At 64.0% G+C, this 17,053-nt stretch carries 15 protein-coding genes and 5 tRNA genes; 14 read left to right on the plus strand and 6 right to left on the minus strand.

Translation table 11 applies throughout. The features are described from left to right. Nucleotides 1–152: 152 nt before the first annotated feature. Nucleotides 153–500: a ComEA family DNA-binding protein gene (locus CTR55_RS09860; RefSeq protein ID WP_296285770.1), complete on the plus strand. Its 348-nt coding sequence runs from the start codon at nt 153–155 to the stop codon at nt 498–500. 411 nt (nt 501–911) lie between these two features. Here CTR55_RS09860 and CTR55_RS09865 read toward each other — a convergent pair. Next, a tRNA-Asn gene (locus CTR55_RS09865) sits at nt 912–987 on the minus strand. Between the two features lie 68 nt (nt 988–1,055). Then, on the minus strand, nt 1,056–2,252 hold the full coding sequence (locus CTR55_RS09870) for an amino acid aminotransferase (RefSeq protein ID WP_296285772.1): 1,197 nt from the start codon (nt 2,250–2,252) through the stop codon (nt 1,056–1,058). A gap of 184 nt (nt 2,253–2,436) precedes the next feature. Here CTR55_RS09870 and uvrB point away from each other — a divergent pair, with 184 nt between their 5' ends. After that, complete coding sequence (uvrB, locus tag CTR55_RS09875; RefSeq protein ID WP_296285773.1) at nt 2,437–4,452, plus strand: excinuclease ABC subunit UvrB; 2,016 nt, start codon at nt 2,437–2,439, stop codon at nt 4,450–4,452. A 154-nt stretch (nt 4,453–4,606) separates the two neighbouring features. Here uvrB and CTR55_RS09880 read toward each other — a convergent pair whose 3' ends face one another. Together CTR55_RS09880 and CTR55_RS09885 are read right to left on the minus strand one after the other, a co-directional pair. Next, a complete protein-coding gene (locus CTR55_RS09880) occupies nt 4,607–6,106 on the minus strand; it encodes an MDR family MFS transporter (protein WP_296286508.1) in 1,500 nt (499 codons plus the stop codon). Nucleotides 6,107–6,155: 49 nt separating this feature from the next. Further along, on the minus strand, nt 6,156–7,190 hold the full coding sequence (locus CTR55_RS09885; protein ID WP_296285774.1) for an HlyD family secretion protein: 1,035 nt from the start codon (nt 7,188–7,190) through the stop codon (nt 6,156–6,158). A gap of 109 nt (nt 7,191–7,299) precedes the next feature. Between CTR55_RS09885 and CTR55_RS09890 the strand changes: the two genes are divergently transcribed. From CTR55_RS09890 to CTR55_RS09940, 11 genes are all read left to right on the plus strand, one after another. Continuing rightward, on the plus strand, nt 7,300–8,220 hold the full coding sequence (locus CTR55_RS09890) for a LysR family transcriptional regulator (protein WP_296285775.1): 921 nt from the start codon (nt 7,300–7,302) through the stop codon (nt 8,218–8,220). 61 nt (nt 8,221–8,281) lie between these two features. Beyond that, a complete protein-coding gene (gltX, locus tag CTR55_RS09895) occupies nt 8,282–9,766 on the plus strand; it encodes a glutamate--tRNA ligase (RefSeq protein WP_296285776.1) in 1,485 nt (494 codons plus the stop codon). 281 nt (nt 9,767–10,047) lie between these two features. Further along, a tRNA-Ala gene (locus CTR55_RS09900) sits at nt 10,048–10,123 on the plus strand. A gap of 68 nt (nt 10,124–10,191) precedes the next feature. Continuing rightward, nucleotides 10,192–10,267, plus strand: a tRNA-Glu gene (locus CTR55_RS09905). Nucleotides 10,268–10,311: 44 nt separating this feature from the next. After that, nucleotides 10,312–10,387: transfer RNA gene (locus tag CTR55_RS09910), tRNA-Ala, on the plus strand. Between the two features lie 58 nt (nt 10,388–10,445). Beyond that, nucleotides 10,446–10,521 (plus strand) — tRNA-Glu (locus tag CTR55_RS09915). Nucleotides 10,522–10,692: 171 nt separating this feature from the next. After that, complete coding sequence (locus tag CTR55_RS09920; protein ID WP_296285777.1) at nt 10,693–11,232, plus strand: TetR/AcrR family transcriptional regulator; 540 nt, start codon at nt 10,693–10,695, stop codon at nt 11,230–11,232. A gap of 14 nt (nt 11,233–11,246) precedes the next feature. Next, a complete protein-coding gene (locus tag CTR55_RS09925) occupies nt 11,247–12,086 on the plus strand; it encodes an alpha/beta fold hydrolase (protein WP_296285779.1) in 840 nt (279 codons plus the stop codon). Nucleotides 12,087–12,253: 167 nt separating this feature from the next. Next, nucleotides 12,254–12,904 carry a bifunctional 4-hydroxy-2-oxoglutarate aldolase/2-dehydro-3-deoxy-phosphogluconate aldolase gene (locus CTR55_RS09930; protein ID WP_296285780.1) on the plus strand — a complete coding sequence of 217 codons (651 nt, stop codon included), beginning with the start codon at nt 12,254–12,256 and terminating at the stop codon, nt 12,902–12,904. Further along, nucleotides 12,901–13,356, plus strand: a complete 456-nt coding sequence (locus CTR55_RS09935; RefSeq protein WP_296285781.1) for a thioesterase family protein — start codon at nt 12,901–12,903, stop codon at nt 13,354–13,356. Before CTR55_RS09930 ends, CTR55_RS09935 begins: the two co-directional genes overlap by 4 nt. Nucleotides 13,357–13,432: 76 nt before the next feature. Beyond that, nucleotides 13,433–14,392: a tRNA-dihydrouridine synthase gene (locus tag CTR55_RS09940; protein WP_296285782.1), complete on the plus strand. Its 960-nt coding sequence runs from the start codon at nt 13,433–13,435 to the stop codon at nt 14,390–14,392. Between the two features lie 122 nt (nt 14,393–14,514). Here the strand turns inward: CTR55_RS09940 and CTR55_RS09945 are convergent, their stop codons facing one another. Further along, nucleotides 14,515–15,261, minus strand: coding sequence for an SDR family oxidoreductase (locus CTR55_RS09945; RefSeq protein WP_296285784.1), 747 nt, complete (start codon nt 15,259–15,261; stop codon nt 14,515–14,517). A gap of 147 nt (nt 15,262–15,408) precedes the next feature. Here CTR55_RS09945 and CTR55_RS09950 point away from each other — a divergent pair, with 147 nt between their 5' ends. After that, a complete protein-coding gene (locus CTR55_RS09950; RefSeq protein ID WP_296285787.1) occupies nt 15,409–15,855 on the plus strand; it encodes an Hsp20 family protein in 447 nt (148 codons plus the stop codon). Between the two features lie 84 nt (nt 15,856–15,939). On the opposite strand, the gene CTR55_RS09955 is transcribed toward CTR55_RS09950, so the two are convergent. Further along, entirely contained in the window at nt 15,940–17,007 is a 1,068-nt protein-coding gene (locus tag CTR55_RS09955) for a hypothetical protein (protein WP_296285788.1), read from the minus strand. Nucleotides 17,008–17,053: the final 46 nt, after the last annotated feature.

A 17,053-nucleotide genomic window follows, 5' to 3' on the forward strand; every position in this document is an offset into this window, starting at 1 on the left:
AGCGTTGTCAGCCCTTTCTTGGTGATCTGTCGGCGGCAGCGGAAATTGCCGCCGACTCTCTAAACCGACGTTTTCAAGGTCATTCCTGGCGATATGTTTTCCAGGCGGCGCAACCGCGACCGCCTACCGCTATCTACGTCCAGGAATGACCCATGAAAAAGAGCCTGCTATCCGTTGCAAGCATGATCCTGCTGGCGAGCCTCTCCTTCGGAGGCATCGCCCAGGCGGCCACGAAAGCCGATCCCACCGCTCAGCCCGCCACCGAAACAGCTGCGCCGGCTGCGAAGGCACCTGTCTCGCAGGTGGAGTCGGTGAATATCAACAGTGCATCGGTCGAGGAGCTGCAGAAGTCGCTGAAGGGGATTGGCAAGGTCAAGGCCCAGGCCATCGTTGATTACCGCACCGCCCACGGCCCGTTCGCCACGGTCGATCAGCTGCTGGAGGTGAAGGGCATCGGCAAGGGCACTCTGGATAAGAACCGCGACCGCATTTCGCTCTGAACCGTCACTTGATGAAATGAGAAAGCCGGTCGATGACCGGTTTTCTCAGGGTGGTGCAGAGAGTGAAGGTTCTTTTTTCGCTGCAATAAAAAAGCCCCCGGCATGTGCCGAGGGCTTTGAATTTTGGCTCCGCGACCTGGACTCGACGGCGTTAGCCGAACGCGCTTCAGCGCGGCCCCGAAGGGGGAATCACCTGGGACGCAGTCCCTGGAGAGAGTCCAGCGCCCAATGAAAAAGCCCCCGGCATGTGCCGAGGGCTTTGAATTTTTGGCTCCGCGACCTGGACTCGACGGCGTTAGCCGAACGCGCTTCAGCGCGGCCCCGAAGGGGGAATCACCTGGGACGCAGTCCCTGGAGAGAGTCCACGCCCAATAAAAAAGCCCCCGGCATGTGCCGAGGGCTTTGAATTTTTGGCTCCGCGACCTGGACTCGAACCAGGGACCCAATGATTAACAGTCATTTGCTCTACCGACTGAGCTATCGCGGAACAACGGGGCGTATCTTACTGATTAAAAAGGGGAAGTCAACATAGCCCCGACGACTTCCCCTGATTTTTTACAGCACCTGGACGATGGCGCGGGTAACGGTGTCCAGATTGCCGTTGTTCAGCGCAGCAACGCAGATACGGCCGGTGCCGACGGCGTAGATACCGAACTCGTTCTTCAGGCGCTCCACCTGCTCGGCGGTCAGGCCGGAGTAGGAGAACATGCCGCGCTGCTGGGCAACGAAGCCGAAGTCACGCTTGGCGCCCAGGGTGGCCAGTTGCTCGACCATGGCCACGCGCATGGTGCGAATGCGGGTGCGCATCTCGCCCAGTTCCTCTTCCCACACGGCACGCAGTTCCGGGCTGTTCAGCACGGCGGCGACGACGCTGGCGCCGTGGGTCGGCGGGTTGGAGTAGTTGGTGCGGATCACGCGCTTGACCTGGGACAGGACGCGGGCGGATTCCTCACGGCTGTCGGTCACCACCGACAGAGCGCCAACGCGCTCGCCGTACAGCGAGAACGACTTGGAGAAGGAACTGGAAACGAAGAAGTTCAGGCCCGACTGGGCGAACAGGCGCACAGCGGAGGCGTCTTCGTCGATGCCATCACCGAAGCCCTGGTAGGCGATGTCGAGGAACGGCACATGGCCCTTGGCCTTGAGCACGTCCAGAACCTGCTTCCAGTCGTCCATGGTCAGGTCGACGCCGGTCGGGTTGTGGCAGCAGGCGTGCAGCACAACGATGGACTGCGAGGGCAGGGCGTTGAGGTCTTCCAGCAGGCCGACGCGGTTCACGCCTTGGGTGGCGGCGTCATAGTAGCGGTAGTTTTGCACCGGGAAGCCGGCCGCTTCGAACAGCGCACGGTGGTTTTCCCAGCTCGGGTCACTGATGGCAACGGTGGCGTTGGGCAGCAGGCGCTTGAGGAAGTCGGCGCCGGTCTTCAGTGCGCCGGTGCCGCCGACGGCCTGGGTGGTGACCACGCGGCCTTCGGCCAGCAGCTCGGAATCAGCACCGAACAGCAGCTTCTGCACGCCCGAATCGTAGGCGGCGATGCCTTCGATCGGCAGATAGCCGCGCGGAGCGTGGGCCTCGATGCGGGCCTTCTCCGCGGCCTGTACGGCGCGCAGCAACGGGAGACGGCCTTCCTCGTTGTAGTACACACCAACGCCCAGGTTGATCTTGCCCGGACGGGTATCGGCGTTGAAAGCTTCGTTCAGGCCCAGGATCGGGTCGCGAGGGGCCATTTCGACAGCGGAGAACAGACTCATTTTGGCAGCAGCTCTAAGGCGGGAGTGAAGTGCAATTGCAACCCACCCGCTCACGGCGCTGGGGGTTGCGTCGACGGGCCGGTATTATATAGGCCTCTACGGCAGGCGGCGAGTTGTCGCGCATGCTTTTCGACTGGTATGACGCTTTGGCGACCGAAGCGTCACACGCCAATGCGAGGTTCCCATGTCGATTTTTCAACTGGATTCGCGATTCGAGCCCGCCGGCGACCAGCCGGAAGCCATCCGACAGATGGTCGAGGGGCTGGAAGCGGGTCTGTCGCACCAGACGCTGCTGGGGGTGACCGGTTCGGGCAAGACCTTCAGCATCGCCAACGTCATTTCCCAGGTGCAGCGCCCGACCATGGTGCTGGCGCCGAACAAGACGCTGGCTGCGCAGCTCTACGGCGAATTCAAGGCCTTCTTCCCGAATAACGCCGTGGAGTACTTCGTCTCCTACTACGACTACTACCAGCCCGAGGCCTACGTGCCGTCCTCGGATACCTACATCGAGAAGGACTCCTCGATCAACGACCACATCGAGCAGATGCGGCTGTCGGCGACCAAGGCGCTGCTGGAGCGCAAGGACGCCATCATCGTCTGCACCGTGTCCTCGATCTACGGCCTGGGTGACCCCGCGTCGTACCTGAAGATGGTCCTGCACCTGGATCGCGGCGACAAGATGGATCAGCGCGAGTTGCTGCGCCGCCTGACCAGCCTGCAGTACACCCGCAACGACATGGACTTCGCCCGCGCCACCTTCCGCGTGCGCGGCGACGTCATCGATGTCTTCCCGGCGGAATCGGACCTGGAGGCCATCCGCATCGAGCTGTTCGACGATGAGGTGGAGAACATCGCCGCCTTTGACCCGCTGACCGGCGAGGTGCTGACCAAGCTGCCGCGCTTCACCTTCTACCCGAAGAGCCACTACGTCACTCCGCGGGAGACGTTGCTGGAGGCGATGGAGCACATCAAGGCCGAGCTCAAGCAGCGCCTGGACTACCTGCGCGCCAACAACAAGCTGGTGGAAGCTCAGCGCCTGGAGCAGCGCACCCGCTTCGATCTGGAGATGATTCTTGAACTGGGCTATTGCAACGGCATCGAGAACTACTCGCGCTACCTCTCCGGGCGTGGCCCCGGCGAGCCGCCGCCGACCCTCTACGACTACCTGCCGGACAACGCCCTGCTGGTGATCGACGAGTCCCATGTCAGCGTTCCCCAGGTTGGCGCCATGTACAAGGGCGACCGTTCGCGCAAGGAAACCCTGGTGGAGTACGGCTTCCGCCTGCCCTCGGCGCTGGACAACCGCCCGCTGCGCTTCGAGGAGTGGGAGGCGATCAGCCCGCAGACTATCTTTGTTTCGGCGACTCCCGGCCCTTATGAGGAGCAGCATGCCGGTCGGGTGATCGAGCAGGTGGTGCGGCCCACTGGCCTGGTCGACCCGGAAGTGGAAATCCGCCCGGCGACCACCCAGGTGGATGACCTGCTCTCGGAAATTGGCAAACGTGTGGCGCTGGAGCAGCGCGTGCTGGTCACCACCCTGACCAAGCGCATGGCCGAAGACCTCACCGACTACCTGGGCGACCACGATGTGCGCGTGCGCTACTTGCACTCGGACATCGACACCGTGGAGCGGGTGGAGATCATCCGCGACCTGCGCCTGGGCAAGTTCGACGTGCTGGTGGGCATCAACCTGCTGCGCGAGGGCCTGGACATGCCGGAAGTGGCGCTGGTCGCCATTCTCGATGCGGACAAGGAAGGCTTCCTGCGTTCTGAGCGTTCGCTGATCCAGACCATCGGCCGCGCCGCACGAAACCTGCACGGCAAGGCGATTCTCTATGCCGACAAGATCACTGGCTCGATGGAGCGGGCAATCAACGAGACCGACCGCCGCCGCGCCAAGCAAGTGGCCTTCAACGAATTGCATGGCATCGTGCCCAAGGGCGTGACCAAGGACATCAAGGACATCCTCGAGGGTGCCGTGGTACCGGGCGCCAAGGGCAAGCGCCGCAGCCTGGCGAAGGTAGCGGAGGAGAGCGGGCGCTACGAGAACGAGCTGCGCACGCCGGACGAGATCGGCAAGCGCATCAAGCAACTGGAAGAACGCATGTATCAGCTAGCCCGCGACCTGGAGTTCGAGGCCGCGGCCGGGGTGCGCGACGAGATCGGCAAGTTGCGTGATCGGATGGTGTCGATGGGCTGAGTGATGGGGACTCGCCGGCTGGCGAGTACGGTCCTGGCCCAGCTTTTCGTAGGAGCGAGCTTGCTCGCGAATCGCCCAGCACCTTCAGGCCCCGTCGTGACACAAGGTTCGCGAGCAAGCTCGCTCCTGCAAGGGGTGGCGTAGCGCGGGATGCTCAGTGCGCCCCAGCTCCCGCCCCAGCCCCCATGCCCGCCGGCAGCGGGCGGGTCAGCAGCACCGCCAGCATGCTCACTGCCAGCACGATGCCGATAGCGTGGAAGGCGTCGTTGTAAGCCATGATCGCCGCCTGCTGGTGGACGATCTCGCTGATCTTGCCCAGCGCAGCCTGCTGTGTTCCCAGTTGCGAGGTCAGCTGCGCCAGGCGCTCGTCCACCGCGCCGTTCACCGGCACCACCGCTTCGCGCAGGTAGTCGTAATAGACCTTGGCTCGGCTATCCAGCAGGGTTGCCAGCAAGGCGATGCCAATGGCGCCGCCGAGGTTACGCAGAATGTTGAACAGACTGGAAGCCGAGCCCGCGTCCTGCGGCTGCAGGTAGACAGTAGCGATCAGCGAGATGGTGACCATCACCATCGGCTGGCCGAGGGCGCGCAGCAGCTGGATCTGGTTGAACTGCGGGCCGGCGAAGTCCGGGTTGAGCACCCCGGAGAAGAAACTCGCCATGCCGAACAGGCCGAAGCCCATGGCGCAGAGCAGGCGCGGCTCGATGATCTTCATCAGCTTGGGGATCAGTGGAATGAGGAACAGCTGCGGCACGCCCATCCACATGATCACTTCGCCGATCTGCATGGCGTTGTAGCCCTGGATCTGCGCGAGATACAGCGGCAACACGTAGATCGAGCCATACAGGCCCATTCCCAGGCCGATGCTGGAGATGCTCGACAGCCCGAAGTTGCGGTTGCGCAGGATGCCCAGGTTGATCAGCGGGTTCGGTCGTGAGGTCTGCAGGATCACGAAGAGGATCAGGCTGACCACGGCGATGCTGCCCAGGCTGACGATCAGGCTGGATTCCAGCCAGTCCTTGCGGTGGCCTTCCTCGAGGAACACCTGCAGGCAACCCAAGCCGATGGCCATGGTGACGATGCCGGCATAGTCGGTGCTCTTGAGCAGTTCCCAGTGCGCTTCCTTCTTCTCCAGGCCGTAGAGCAGGCCGGCGATCATCAGCAGGCCCGGCGGGATGTTGATGTAGAAAATGTATTCCCAGCCGAAGTTCTCCGTCAGCCAGCCGCCCAGGGTCGGGCCGATGGAGGGCGCGAAGGTCGCGGTGATGGCGAACAGCGCCATGCCCTTGGGGCGGTGGTGCTCCGGCAGCTTGATCAGCGCCAGGGTGAAGGCCAGGGGAATCAGCGCGCCGCCCGTGAAGCCCTGCATGGCGCGGAACACGATCATGCTCTCCAGGTTCCAGGCGAACGAGCAGAGCAGAGAAGAGAACAGGAATCCGACGGATATCATCCAGGCCAGCCGGCGCGCCGAGAGCAGCTGTACCAGCCAGGCGGTGAGCGGGATCATGATGATCTCGGCCACCAGGTAGGAGGTGGAGATCCATGAGCCTTCTTCCAGGGTGGCGGCCAGCGCGCCCTGGATGTCTTTCAACGAAGAGTTGGTGATCTGGATGTCGAGCACCGCCATGAACGCGCCGAGCATGGCGCTGAACACGGCGATCCAGTCGCGGCGGGTCGGTTCCCCGACCGGCCGGATCAGCGCATCACCGGCCACCCAGCTCGACCTCGGCCGCGACGGACATGCCCGGGCGGATCAGCCCCTTGAGCGGATTGTCGTCGGCGAACGTGATCTTGACCGGAATGCGCTGCACCACCTTGGTGAAGTTGCCGGTGGCGTTGTCCGGCGGCAGCAGGCTGAACTGCGCGCCGGAGGCGGCGAACAGGCTCTGCAGCTGGCCTTCGATGGGCTGGTCGGGGAAGGAGTCGAACACCAGCTTGGCAGTCTGGCCGGGGCGCATCTTGCCGATCTGGGTTTCCTTGAAGTTGGCCTGGACCCAGATGCCGTCGTCTGGCACCAGCGACAGTAGCTGGCTGCCCACCTGCACGTACTGACCGACGCGGGCGCCGCGCTGGCCGACCAGGCCGCTGACTGGGGCGTGGATTTCGGTGCGAGCGAGGTTGATCTCGGCCTGGGTGATATCTGCGCGGGCGCTCTCGATCTGCGCTTGCAGGCGCTGCACATCGGTGCCGAGGGTTTCGCGTTGCACGCGCTGGGCCTGCAGGTCGGCCTGGGCCTTGGCGACCTGGGAACGGGCGACGTTGGAGTCGGCGGCCAGGGTGGTCACGCGCTCCTCCGACACATAGCCAGGCTTGCGCAGTGCCTGGGCGCGACCGAGGTCGACCTCGGTGCGGCCGAGAGTGGCCTGGCTGGCGTTCACGTCGGCCGCGCTGGCCGCGATCATGCTGGTCTGGCCCTTGAGCTTGCTGCGCGCCTGCTCCAATTCCGCCTCGCGGGTCGCCAGGGTGGCCTTGGCGCGGTCCAGCGCCAGCTGGAAGTCGGCGGTTTCCAGCTTCACCAGCAGTTGGCCTTTCTCCACATGCTGGTTGTCCTGCACCAGCACCTCATCGACGCGGGCGCCGAGTTGACTGGCGATGCGGGTGATTTCACCCTGCACGTAGGCATTGTCGGTGGTCTCGACGAAGCGGCCGACGAAGTACCAGCGCGCCAGGAAGGCAAGGGCGACCACGGCGAGGATGATGAAGAACACGGTCAGGCGGCGTTGTAATTGTGCGGGCATAGGTAAACGAGCGTTTGGTTGGCCAAAAAATGTTTGCCAATGTAACAGTGTTCCGTGGCGGCACGTAGCCGCTACACTTCGGAAACTTTGTTGCTTATAGGGAACAATCATGGGGCTGGATGATGCGCTGATCTTCACTCGAGTGGTGGAGCTGCACAGTTTCACCCAGGCCGCGCACAGTCTTGGGATGCAGAAGTCCACGGTGAGCCGGCGCATCGCGCTGTTGGAAGAGCGCCTGGGCGTACGCCTGATCAACCGTACGACCCGCAAGCTGCGCCTGACCGAGGTGGGTCAGGCCTACTACGACCGTTGCCGGCAGATCATGCACGACTTTGCCGAAGCCGAGCAGGCCGTGATGCAGTTGCAGCAGGCCCCCTCGGGATTGTTGCGGATCAGCGCGCCCATTGAGTTCGGCCAGATGTACCTGGCCAAGGTGCTGGGCGAATTCATGAACCTTTACCCCCAGATCAATGCCGAGGTTGAACTGACCTCGCGCACCGTCGATCCGCTGGAGGAGGGTGTGGATATCGTCATCATGGTTGGCCAGCCAGAAGACTCGACCCTGATCGCCCGGCGCATGCTGACCACCAACCGCTGCCTGTGCGCCAGCCCGGATTACCTGGCGCTGCACGGCCGCCCGGACACCGTCGAACAACTGGCCGGCCACCGTGCGGTGCTGCTCCAGGCGGACTCCCAGCGCTATTGGCCGCTTCGCGGGGAAACCGTACCGTGTCACCGGGTGCTGTCGTGCAACAACATCACCTTCGCCCGCGAAGCCGTGCTGGCCGGGGTGGGAATTGCTTCGCTGCCAGAGCTGATCGTCGATGAACAACTGGCCAGTGGTCATCTGGTTCGAGTGTTGCCCCAGGTCCAGTTGCCGGTGGGCGAGCTGTATGCCGTCTATCCGTCGCGGCGCTTCCAGGCGATGAAGGTGAAGGCATTTCTCGACTTCCTGATCCACAACCTGCCTATCGATCCCGGTCGTTGGCTGGAGCCGAAGGCGGCCCGCCTGATACCATCGCACCCATGAGCGCGCGCGCCGTCGTGCGCTGTCCGCTTCACACGAAGAATTGCTGCACACGAGAGCCTTCATGACCACAGTCCGCACCCGTATCGCGCCGTCTCCCACCGGCGACCCGCACGTCGGCACCGCGTATATCGCGCTGTTCAACCTCTGCTTCGCCCGCCAGCACGGCGGCCAGTTCATTCTGCGCATCGAGGACACCGATCAGGTGCGCTCGACCCGCGAATCGGAACAGCAGATCTTCGACGCGCTGCGCTGGCTGGGTATCGAGTGGGACGAGGGCCCGGACGTCGGCGGCCCGCACGGCCCGTATCGGCAGAGCGAACGTGGCGCCATCTATAAGCAGTACAGCGATGAGCTGGTCGACAAAGGCCATGCTTTCCCCTGCTTCTGCTCCTCCGAGCGCCTCGACGCGCTGCGTGCCGAACAACAGGCGCGCAAGGAAACCCCGCGCTACGACGGCCACTGCATGCACCTTGCGAAAGAGGAATCGGCCAAGCGCATTGCTGCCGGCGAATCCCATGTGGTGCGCATGAAGGTGCCGACCGAGGGTGTCTGCGTGGTCCCGGACATGCTCCGTGGCGACGTGGAAATCCCGTGGGACCGCATGGACATGCAGGTGCTGATGAAGGCCGACGGGCTGCCCACCTACTTCCTCGCCAACGTGGTCGACGACCACCTGATGGGCATCACCCACGTCCTGCGCGGCGAAGAGTGGCTGCCCTCGGCGCCCAAGCTGATCAAGCTGTACGAGTATTTCGGTTGGGAACAGCCGGTGCTCTGCTACATGCCGCTGCTGCGCAACCCGGACAAGAGCAAGCTGTCCAAGCGCAAGAACCCCACCTCCATCACCTTCTACGAGCGCATGGGCCTGCTGCCCCAGGCGCTGCTGAACTACCTCGGCCGCATGGGCTGGTCCATGCCCGACGAGCGCGAGAAATTCAGCCTGGCGGAGATGATCGAACACTTCGACCTGTCCCGCGTGTCGCTGGGTGGTCCGATCTTCGACATCGAGAAGCTCTCCTGGCTGAACGGCCAGTGGATTCGCGAACTGTCCGTCGAGGACTTCGCCAGGGAAGTGCAGAAGTGGGCGCTCAACCCCGAGTACCTGATGAAGATCGCTCCGCATGTGCAGGGCCGCGTGGAGAACTTCAGCCAGATCGCTCCGTTGGCCGGCTTCTTCTTCAGTGGCGGCGTGCAGCTGGACGCCAAACTGTTCGAACACAAGAAGCTTGACGCCACCCAGGTCCGCCAGGTCCTGCAACTGGTGCTGTGGAAGCTCGAAGCGCTGCGCCAGTGGGAAAAGGATCGCATCACTGCGACCATCCAGGCCGTGGCCGAGCATCTGGGCCTCAAGCTGCGTGACGTGATGCCGCTGATGTTCCCGGCCATCACCGGCCAGGTCAGCTCGGTGTCGGTGCTTGATGCCATGGAGATCCTCGGCGCTGACCTGTCGCGCTATCGCCTGCGCCAGGCCCTGGAGCTGCTGGGTGGTGCGTCGAAGAAGGAAGCCAAGGAGTGGGAAAAGATTCGCGACGCCATCGGCTCCTGAGTTCTTTCCTACACTAAAAAAGGCCGGGCGCTGCAAAGCGCCCGGCCTTTTCCTTGCCTGCGGCGGTGGTTGCGGCTGAGTCGGAGGAGGGGAGGCGAGCCGCGAATTTCGCTGGCCGGAAACGGGGGCGGTCACATAAGTGATTGTTCTGTGGGAGAAAAAAATTAGAGATCTGAAAAAATAGTGTTGACAGGGGTTCGTCCCGCCCCTAAGATGCGCCCCGTTCCAGCGACGAACTGCACTGGCAGGACGGAGCGGAACGGTAGATCCAGCGGTACTTTGGGGCTATAGCTCAGCTGGGAGAGCGCTTGCATGGCATGCAAGAGGTCGACGGTTCGATCCCGTCTAGCTCCACCAAATTCTTATGGACCAAGAGTCCAGTAAGTTTTGTCTGGTCCGGACAGAGCTTATATCGAAGGTTTTGCGTCCCCTTCGTCTAGTGGCCTAGGACACCGCCCTTTCACGGCGGTAACAGGGGTTCGAGTCCCCTAGGGGACGCCACTATTCCAGCGACGATGCGTTCGCATCGTCAGCCAGAGTCATCTGGGGCTATAGCTCAGCTGGGAGAGCGCTTGCATGGCATGCAAGAGGTCGACGGTTCGATCCCGTCTAGCTCCACCAATTTCCCAATCGGGATGAAGCCAGAATCCACCGCCTGGTGGGTTTCTTCGAAGGATATGTCCCCTTCGTCTAGTGGCCTAGGACACCGCCCTTTCACGGCGGTAACAGGGGTTCGAGTCCCCTAGGGGACGCCATTTTTATCGCTCTGCGATGCCTATAGGGCCACTGAGACTTTCAGTGGCCCTTTTGTTTTTTCTCCCTCCCGAAAATTTTCCTCCGACCAGTGGTCGCGCTTTCTGCTTGCCGATTTTTATTATGAGAATAATATTCTCCACATAATATTTTGTCCGAGCGAGAAGCCAGCCATGAGCGACAAGAAAGCCCAGACCCGCGAACGCATCCTTTCCGCCGCTACCAGCGCATTGCTGCAGCACGGGCCGGTCGGCCCCAGTGTGGGTGAGGTGATGTCGGCGGCGGGGCTGACGGTGGGTGGCTTCTATTCGCACTTCGAGAGCAAGGACGCGCTGATGCTGGAGGCCTTCCGCGAGTTGCTCGCCAAACGCCGGGAAGGGCTCAAGCGCTTTGACCCGCAATTGAGCTTTGCCGAGCGCCGCGCGCTGACCGCGCAGTTCTACCTGTCCCGCAAGCACCGTGATACCGAAGAGGACGGCTGCCCGATCCCCAGTTCGCTGAACGAAGTGGCCAACCTGCCGGAGGGCTTCCGCCAGACCCTGGAAGAGCACGTGGAGCTGATGGTGGCGGCGCTGGCCGGCCGCCCTGAGGAAATCGACACCGTGCTCAGCGACATGGCTTTGATGATTGGCGGACTGGCGCTGGCCCGTGCCTTGGGTAATGGCGACCTGTCCGACCGTGTCCTGCGTGCCGCAAAAAAAGCGGTGATCTGAAGAGGTGCGTCAAAATGAACAGTCTGAGCTGGGTTCGAGGAGTCAACGCCACCCTGGGTCGTGTGGCACCGCAATGGGCGGCGCAGCGCATGCGTCAGCTGTTCGTGACGCCCAACGAATACGCGCCGCGTGACTGGGAGCTGCCGCTGCTGGCCAGCTCTGAACGTGTCACCTTGCGCTTCGGCCTGTCCGCCCTGCGCTGGGGCGAGGGGCCGGCGGTGCTGCTGATGCACGGTTGGGAAGGGCGCCCCACCCAGTTCGCCACGCTGATCGAGAAGCTGGTGGGTGCCGGCTACGGGGTGATCGCTTTGGACGGTCCGGGGCATGGCCGCTCGCCCGGTCAGGAAGCGGACATCGTGCTGTTCGCCCGCGCCTTGCTGGAAGCGTCCAGCGAACTGCCTCCACTACGCGCCGTGATCGGCCATTCCATGGGCGGAGCCAGCGCGCTGCTAGCGACTCAAATGGGTCTGCGTACCGAGACGCTGGTGACCATCGGCGCGCCGAGCAATGTGCTGGGGGTTCTGCGTGGTTTCTCCAGGATGGTCGGCTTGCCGCCTGTGGCGCGCTCGCGCTTCATCCGCATGATCGAAGGGCGCGCGGGGATCGCCGCCAAACAGCTGGACGTCGCGCGCTATCGGCTGGATTTTCCCGGCCTGGTGGTGCACGCCGAGGACGACAGGTACGTGCGTGTGGGCGAGGCTGCGGCCATCCACGAGGCCTGGTCGCGCAGTCGCCTGCTGCGTCTGAAGGATGGCGGTCATCACCGGGTGCTGGCGGATGCAGCGGTCACCGAAGCCATTCTGGAGCTGCTGGAAGAGGTCGAGACGCCGCTACCCCTGGCGTTGGCTTCCTGAGTCATTCACCCGCCTGATAACGGCGGCTACAAGCCGCCGTTTTCGTTTCATGTTGGCCTGTTGCGGGTCGTCAGGCCCGGCGGCCTGGCGTAGACTTTCGGGCATTTCCGGCCGCCCCGGCCTGGGCGCGAGGTCTTGCGCACGCGGGTGGCCGACTGGGGGATTGCATGAGTCTGTCGATGGATTGGGTGCTGCAACAGGCGCGCCCGGTCATGCCGGTGCTGGTGATCGATGAGGTGGCGCTGGCCGGTGACCTGGCCCGCGCTTTGTACGACGGTGGTGTGCGGGTGCTGGAAGTGACCCTGCGCACGCCGCAGGCGCTGGACGCGGTGGCGGAGATTCGCCGCCAACTGCCGGAAATGATCGTCGGCGCCGGCACGCTGATCCACACCGAGCAGTTCCAGGAAGCCCGCGATGCCGGTGCGCAATTCGCCGTCAGTCCTGGTTGCACGCCGCGCCTGGTGGCGGCGGCGGAAGACGCCAAGATGCCGTTCCTGCCGGGTGTGATGACGCCTTCCGAAGTGCTGGTGGCGCTGGAGTACGGCTACCGCTCACTGAAGCTGTTCCCGGCCGACGGCAACGCCGCGATCAAGATGCTCAAAAGCCTCAAGGCGCCCTTTGCCGGCATTCGCTTCTGCCCGACGGGCGGCATCACCCAGGAAAACCTGCTCAACGTGCTGCGCCTGCCCAATGTCGCCTGTGTCGGCGGCACCTGGATCGCACCCCCCAGCCTGGTGCGTGCTCGTGCCTGGGATCAGATCACTCAGTTGGCCGAAGAAGCGCGCGCGCTGGCCGCAAGCCTGGAGCATTCGGTATGAGCTGGCAGTTGCCCGATCCATTCGTCATCGATATCGAAGTCAAGGCCGAGGACATTGATGGCCTCGGCCACGCCAACAATGCGGTCTATGTGAGCTGGCTGGAGCGCTGTGCCTGGCGCCACTCCCAGAGCCTGGGCCTGGACCTGGCCGAGTACCGTCGCCTGGACCGCGCCATGGCCGTGGTGCGCCACGAGGTGGACTACCTGGCGGCCGCATACGAGGGTGAGCAGCTGCAGCTGGGCACCTGGATCGTCGAATCCGACCAGCGCCTGAAGATGACCCGTCACTTCCAGCTGGTGCGCCCCGCCGACGCACTGACCCTGCTGCGCGCGCAAACCACCTTCGTCTGCATCGAACTGTCCAGCGGCAAGCCCAAGCGCATGCCGGTGGAGTTCATCGAGGGCTACGGCCGCGCGCTGCTCGCCCCGGAGACCGTGGCCGCCGGCGCGTGATCCGTCGTGCCGCGCTTTTCCCGGCGCGGCGCATTCCCTACAATCCGCGGCCTTTGCCATAGCCCGAGATTCTCCCGTGCAGATCGCCCTGGCCCCGATGGAGGGTCTGGTAGATGACATCCTCCGCGATGTGCTGACCCGCGTCGGCGGCATCGACTGGTGCGTCACCGAATTCATCCGTATCAATGACCGGCTGCTGCCGCCGTCGTCCTTCCTGGCGCTCGCCCCGGAACTGGCGCACGGCAGCCGTACCCGCGCCGGCGTGCCGATGCGCGTTCAACTGCTCGGATCGGATCCGCAGCTGCTGGCGGAAAACGCCGTGCAGGCCTGCGAGCTGGGCGCCCCGGTGATCGACCTGAACTTCGGCTGCCCGGCCAAGACGGTGAACCGCTCCCGTGGCGGCGCGGTGCTGTTGAAAGAGCCCGAGCTGATGTTCAGCATCATCGAGGCGGTGCGCCGCGCCGTGCCCGCGCACATTCCGGTGACCTCGAAGATGCGCCTGGGCTATGACAGCCCGGACGGCGCCATCGACTGCGCCCGCGCCCTGGCCGATGCCGGCTCCGCCCATGTGGTGGTGCACGCGCGGACCAAGGCCGACGGCTACAAGCCGCCGGCGCATTGGGAGTGGGTGGCGAAAGTGGCCGATGCGGTGAAGGTGCCGGTGTTCGCCAATGGCGAAGTCTGGACGCTGGAGGATTACCACCGTTGCCGCTCCATCAGTGGGGTGGCGGACATCATGCTCGGTCGCGGGCTGGTCTCCCGCCCGGACCTCGCCCGGCAGATCGCCGCCTGGCGCGATGGCCGCGAGGTGGTACCGATGCCCTGGTCGGAAGTGCGCGTACTGCTCGACGACTTCTGGCGCCAGGCCCGGCGCAAGCTGGCGCCGCGCTATGCACCGGGGCGCTTGAAGCAATGGCTGGGGATGCTCACGCGCAGTTATCCCGAAGCCGTGGAGCTGTTCGCCCAGGTGCGCCGCGAGCATGACTGCGACGTGCTGGACCGGATGCTGCAGGTTGAAATCGAGGCCGCTGCCTGACTCCGTACCGCTCTTCGTAGGAGCGAGCTTGCTCGCGAACAGGTCAACCGGCTGAAGTCGCTGTCTGGACGCTTCGCGAGCAAGCTCGCTCCTACAAAAGCGTGGTCCGTGACAACGCCGAATCAGCGCCCGCCGCTGACATCGACGAAACCGCCGGTGCTGTAGCTGGACTCGTCCGAGGCGAGGAACAGGATCGCCCGCGCCACTTCTTCCGCCTCACCGCCCCGGCCCAGGGGAATCGCCGATTGCAGGCGCGCCACCCGTCCTGGTTCGCCACCGCTGGCGTGGATTTCGGTGTTGATCAGCCCCGGTCGCACCGCATTCACGCGGATGCCGTCTGCCGCCACTTCCTTGGCCAGGCCGATGGTCAGGCTGTCCACCGCGCCCTTGGCAGCGGCGTAGTCGATGTACTCGTTGGGCGAACCCAGGCGCGAGGCCATGGAGGAGACATTGACGATGCTCCCGCCTTCGCCGCCATGCTTGCGGGCCATGCGCTTCACTGCCTCGCGGCAGCAGAGGAAGGTGCCGGTGACGTTCACCGCGAAGACTCGCTGCAGGCGCGCTATGTCCATGTCTTCCAGGCGCATCTGGCGTTCCAGGATGCCGGCGTTGTTCACCAGTACGTCGAGGCGGCCGAAGGCTTCGTCGACTTCGCGGAACAGCCGTAGCACGTCTTCCTCGTTCGCTACGTCGGCAGCGAAGGCGCGCGCCTTCCCACCATTGGCTGTGATCTGCGCGACCAGCGCCTCGGCTGCTTCACGTTCGCGGCGGTAGTTGATTGCCACGGCGAAGCCGCGCTCAGCGGCGAGCAGCGCGGTGGCGGCACCGATGCCGCGACTGGCGCCGGTGATCAACATGACCTTGTGCATGGAGAATCTTCCTGTGGCAAAGGGGGGCTTGAAATAATTTTGGGCAGCCCAATCTATGTTCCTGCGGGAGGCCGAAGTCGGGTCCCGCAGCGGAGTTCTGATGTCAGGCTCCAGATCATACCTTGCTGAAAATTTCAGGAGATTCGCATGAGCAACGTCCTTTCCCTCGCCCCGCTGTTCCGCCAGTCCGTCGGTTTCGATCGTTTCAACGATCTGTTCGAGTCCGCCCTGCGCAGTGAAAGCGGCAGTTCCTACCCGCCCTACAACGTCGAGAAGCATGGTGACGACCAGTACCGCATCGTCATCGCCGCTGCCGGCCTGCAGGAGGAAGACCTGGAGCTGCAAGTGGAGCGCGGCGTGCTGACCGTCAATGGCGGCAAGCGCGAAAAGGCTTCCGAGAACGTTACCTACCTGCACCAGGGCATCGCCCAGCGCGCCTTCAAGCTGTCGTTCCGCCTCGCCGACCACATCGAGGTACAGGGCGCGCAGTTGAAGAATGGGCTGCTCAGCGTCGAGCTGGTACGCATCGTTCCGGAAGAAGCCAAGCCCAAGCGGATCGCCATCAACGGCCAGACCCCGGCCATCGAAGGCTAAGCAGTGTCCCGGCGTTAGCCGGACCGTAGTCGCAAAGCAAAACGCCCGTCTCGCAAGAGACGGGCGTTTTTGTTCGTGCGTCGATCAGGCCTTCTGCTGGTCGGGCGACGGCGCCGAGCGGTTGCGCCACCAGGCGAAGATGATCGCCGCCATCAGCACGAAGCCCAGGTAACCCATGGCCGGATAGACCAGGCCCACCAGCTTGACGAAGCCCACCTGGCTGGCGATGAAGGCGAGTACCACCGCGACCACGGTCGCCACGCGGAAGGGCACGCCGTAGGCGGCGCAGCGCGCGGCCAGGGTGTAGGCGAAACCGCTGGTGGTGCAGTACAGCTTCACCAGCAGCAGGGCCAGCATCACATCGCCGAACCACGGGGCGATGTTGTTGCTCAGCAGCAGCGTGGGAATGGCGCTGCCGCCGATCACGTCGATCTGCACCAGCATCACCAGGGCCATGGCCAGGATCAGCACGCCCACGCCGATGCCGCCGAACACGCCGCCCATTGCCGCAGTGCGCAGGTTCGCCACGCTGCCGCCCATCACCACCACTGCCGCCGCGGTGGCGGCGACGTTGTAGGAGACGTACAGCAGCGCGCCGAGCAGCCAGTTGGGCGCCGGGTGTGGCACCGCCAGGGCAATCTGCTCCAGCTCCGCCAGCGGCTTCTGGATATGCGTCAGCGCGTAGACGGCGATGATCGCCACGATGACCATCAGCACCGGAGTGATCAGGCTCATCAGGGTGATCACCCGCTTCAGGCCCAGGCACACGGTGATGACGGTCAGCACACCGAGGACAATGCCGCCGATGGAGTGGCCGATGCCCAGTTGCTGCTCGAAGGAGGAGTTGGCACCGGCGAACATCACCACCATGGTGCCGAACAGGAAGAAGGTCAGCATCAGGTCGACGACGCGGCCCAGCGGCTTGCCACAGATGTACTCCATGGCTTCCTTGTGCGACTGGGTCTGCAGGCGGCTGCCGATCTGGTAGAGGTTCATCAGCAGGAAGGCGAACAGCGCCAGCGCCACCACCGCGCCGGCCAGGCCCATGATGCCGAAGCCGCCGAAGAACTGGAGGATCTCCTGGCCCGAGGCGAAGCCGACGCCCACCACCAGGCCGATGTATGCCCCGCCGAGCTTGAGACTGGTTTTCATGATCGAGACTCTGTTGTTGTTATGAGAGCGGCCCCGCTCGCGGCGG

Source organism: Pseudomonas sp. (genome assembly GCF_002796985.1).
Classification (GTDB): Bacteria; Pseudomonadota; Gammaproteobacteria; order Pseudomonadales; family Pseudomonadaceae; genus Pseudomonas.

Bases quoted from the DNA above. Each gene is read 5' to 3' on its own strand.
- CTR55_RS09955 (WP_296285788.1), bottom strand. From the start codon at position 17,007: ATGAAAACCAGTCTCAAGCTCGGCGGGGCATACATCGGCCTGGTGGTG.
- uvrB (WP_296285773.1), top strand. From the start codon at position 2,437: ATGTCGATTTTTCAACTGGATTCGCGATTCGAGCCCGCCGGCGACCAG.
- CTR55_RS09930 (WP_296285780.1), top strand. From the start codon at position 12,254: ATGAGTCTGTCGATGGATTGGGTGCTGCAACAGGCGCGCCCGGTCATG.
- CTR55_RS09935 (WP_296285781.1), top strand. From the start codon at position 12,901: ATGAGCTGGCAGTTGCCCGATCCATTCGTCATCGATATCGAAGTCAAG.
- CTR55_RS09885 (WP_296285774.1), bottom strand. From the start codon at position 7,190: ATGCCCGCACAATTACAACGCCGCCTGACCGTGTTCTTCATCATCCTC.
- CTR55_RS09945 (WP_296285784.1), bottom strand. From the start codon at position 15,261: ATGCACAAGGTCATGTTGATCACCGGCGCCAGTCGCGGCATCGGTGCC.
- CTR55_RS09860 (WP_296285770.1), top strand. From the start codon at position 153: ATGAAAAAGAGCCTGCTATCCGTTGCAAGCATGATCCTGCTGGCGAGC.
- CTR55_RS09870 (WP_296285772.1), bottom strand. From the start codon at position 2,252: ATGAGTCTGTTCTCCGCTGTCGAAATGGCCCCTCGCGACCCGATCCTG.
- gltX (WP_296285776.1), top strand. From the start codon at position 8,282: ATGACCACAGTCCGCACCCGTATCGCGCCGTCTCCCACCGGCGACCCG.
- CTR55_RS09950 (WP_296285787.1), top strand. From the start codon at position 15,409: ATGAGCAACGTCCTTTCCCTCGCCCCGCTGTTCCGCCAGTCCGTCGGT.
- CTR55_RS09920 (WP_296285777.1), top strand. From the start codon at position 10,693: ATGAGCGACAAGAAAGCCCAGACCCGCGAACGCATCCTTTCCGCCGCT.
- CTR55_RS09925 (WP_296285779.1), top strand. From the start codon at position 11,247: ATGAACAGTCTGAGCTGGGTTCGAGGAGTCAACGCCACCCTGGGTCGT.
- CTR55_RS09890 (WP_296285775.1), top strand. From the start codon at position 7,300: ATGGGGCTGGATGATGCGCTGATCTTCACTCGAGTGGTGGAGCTGCAC.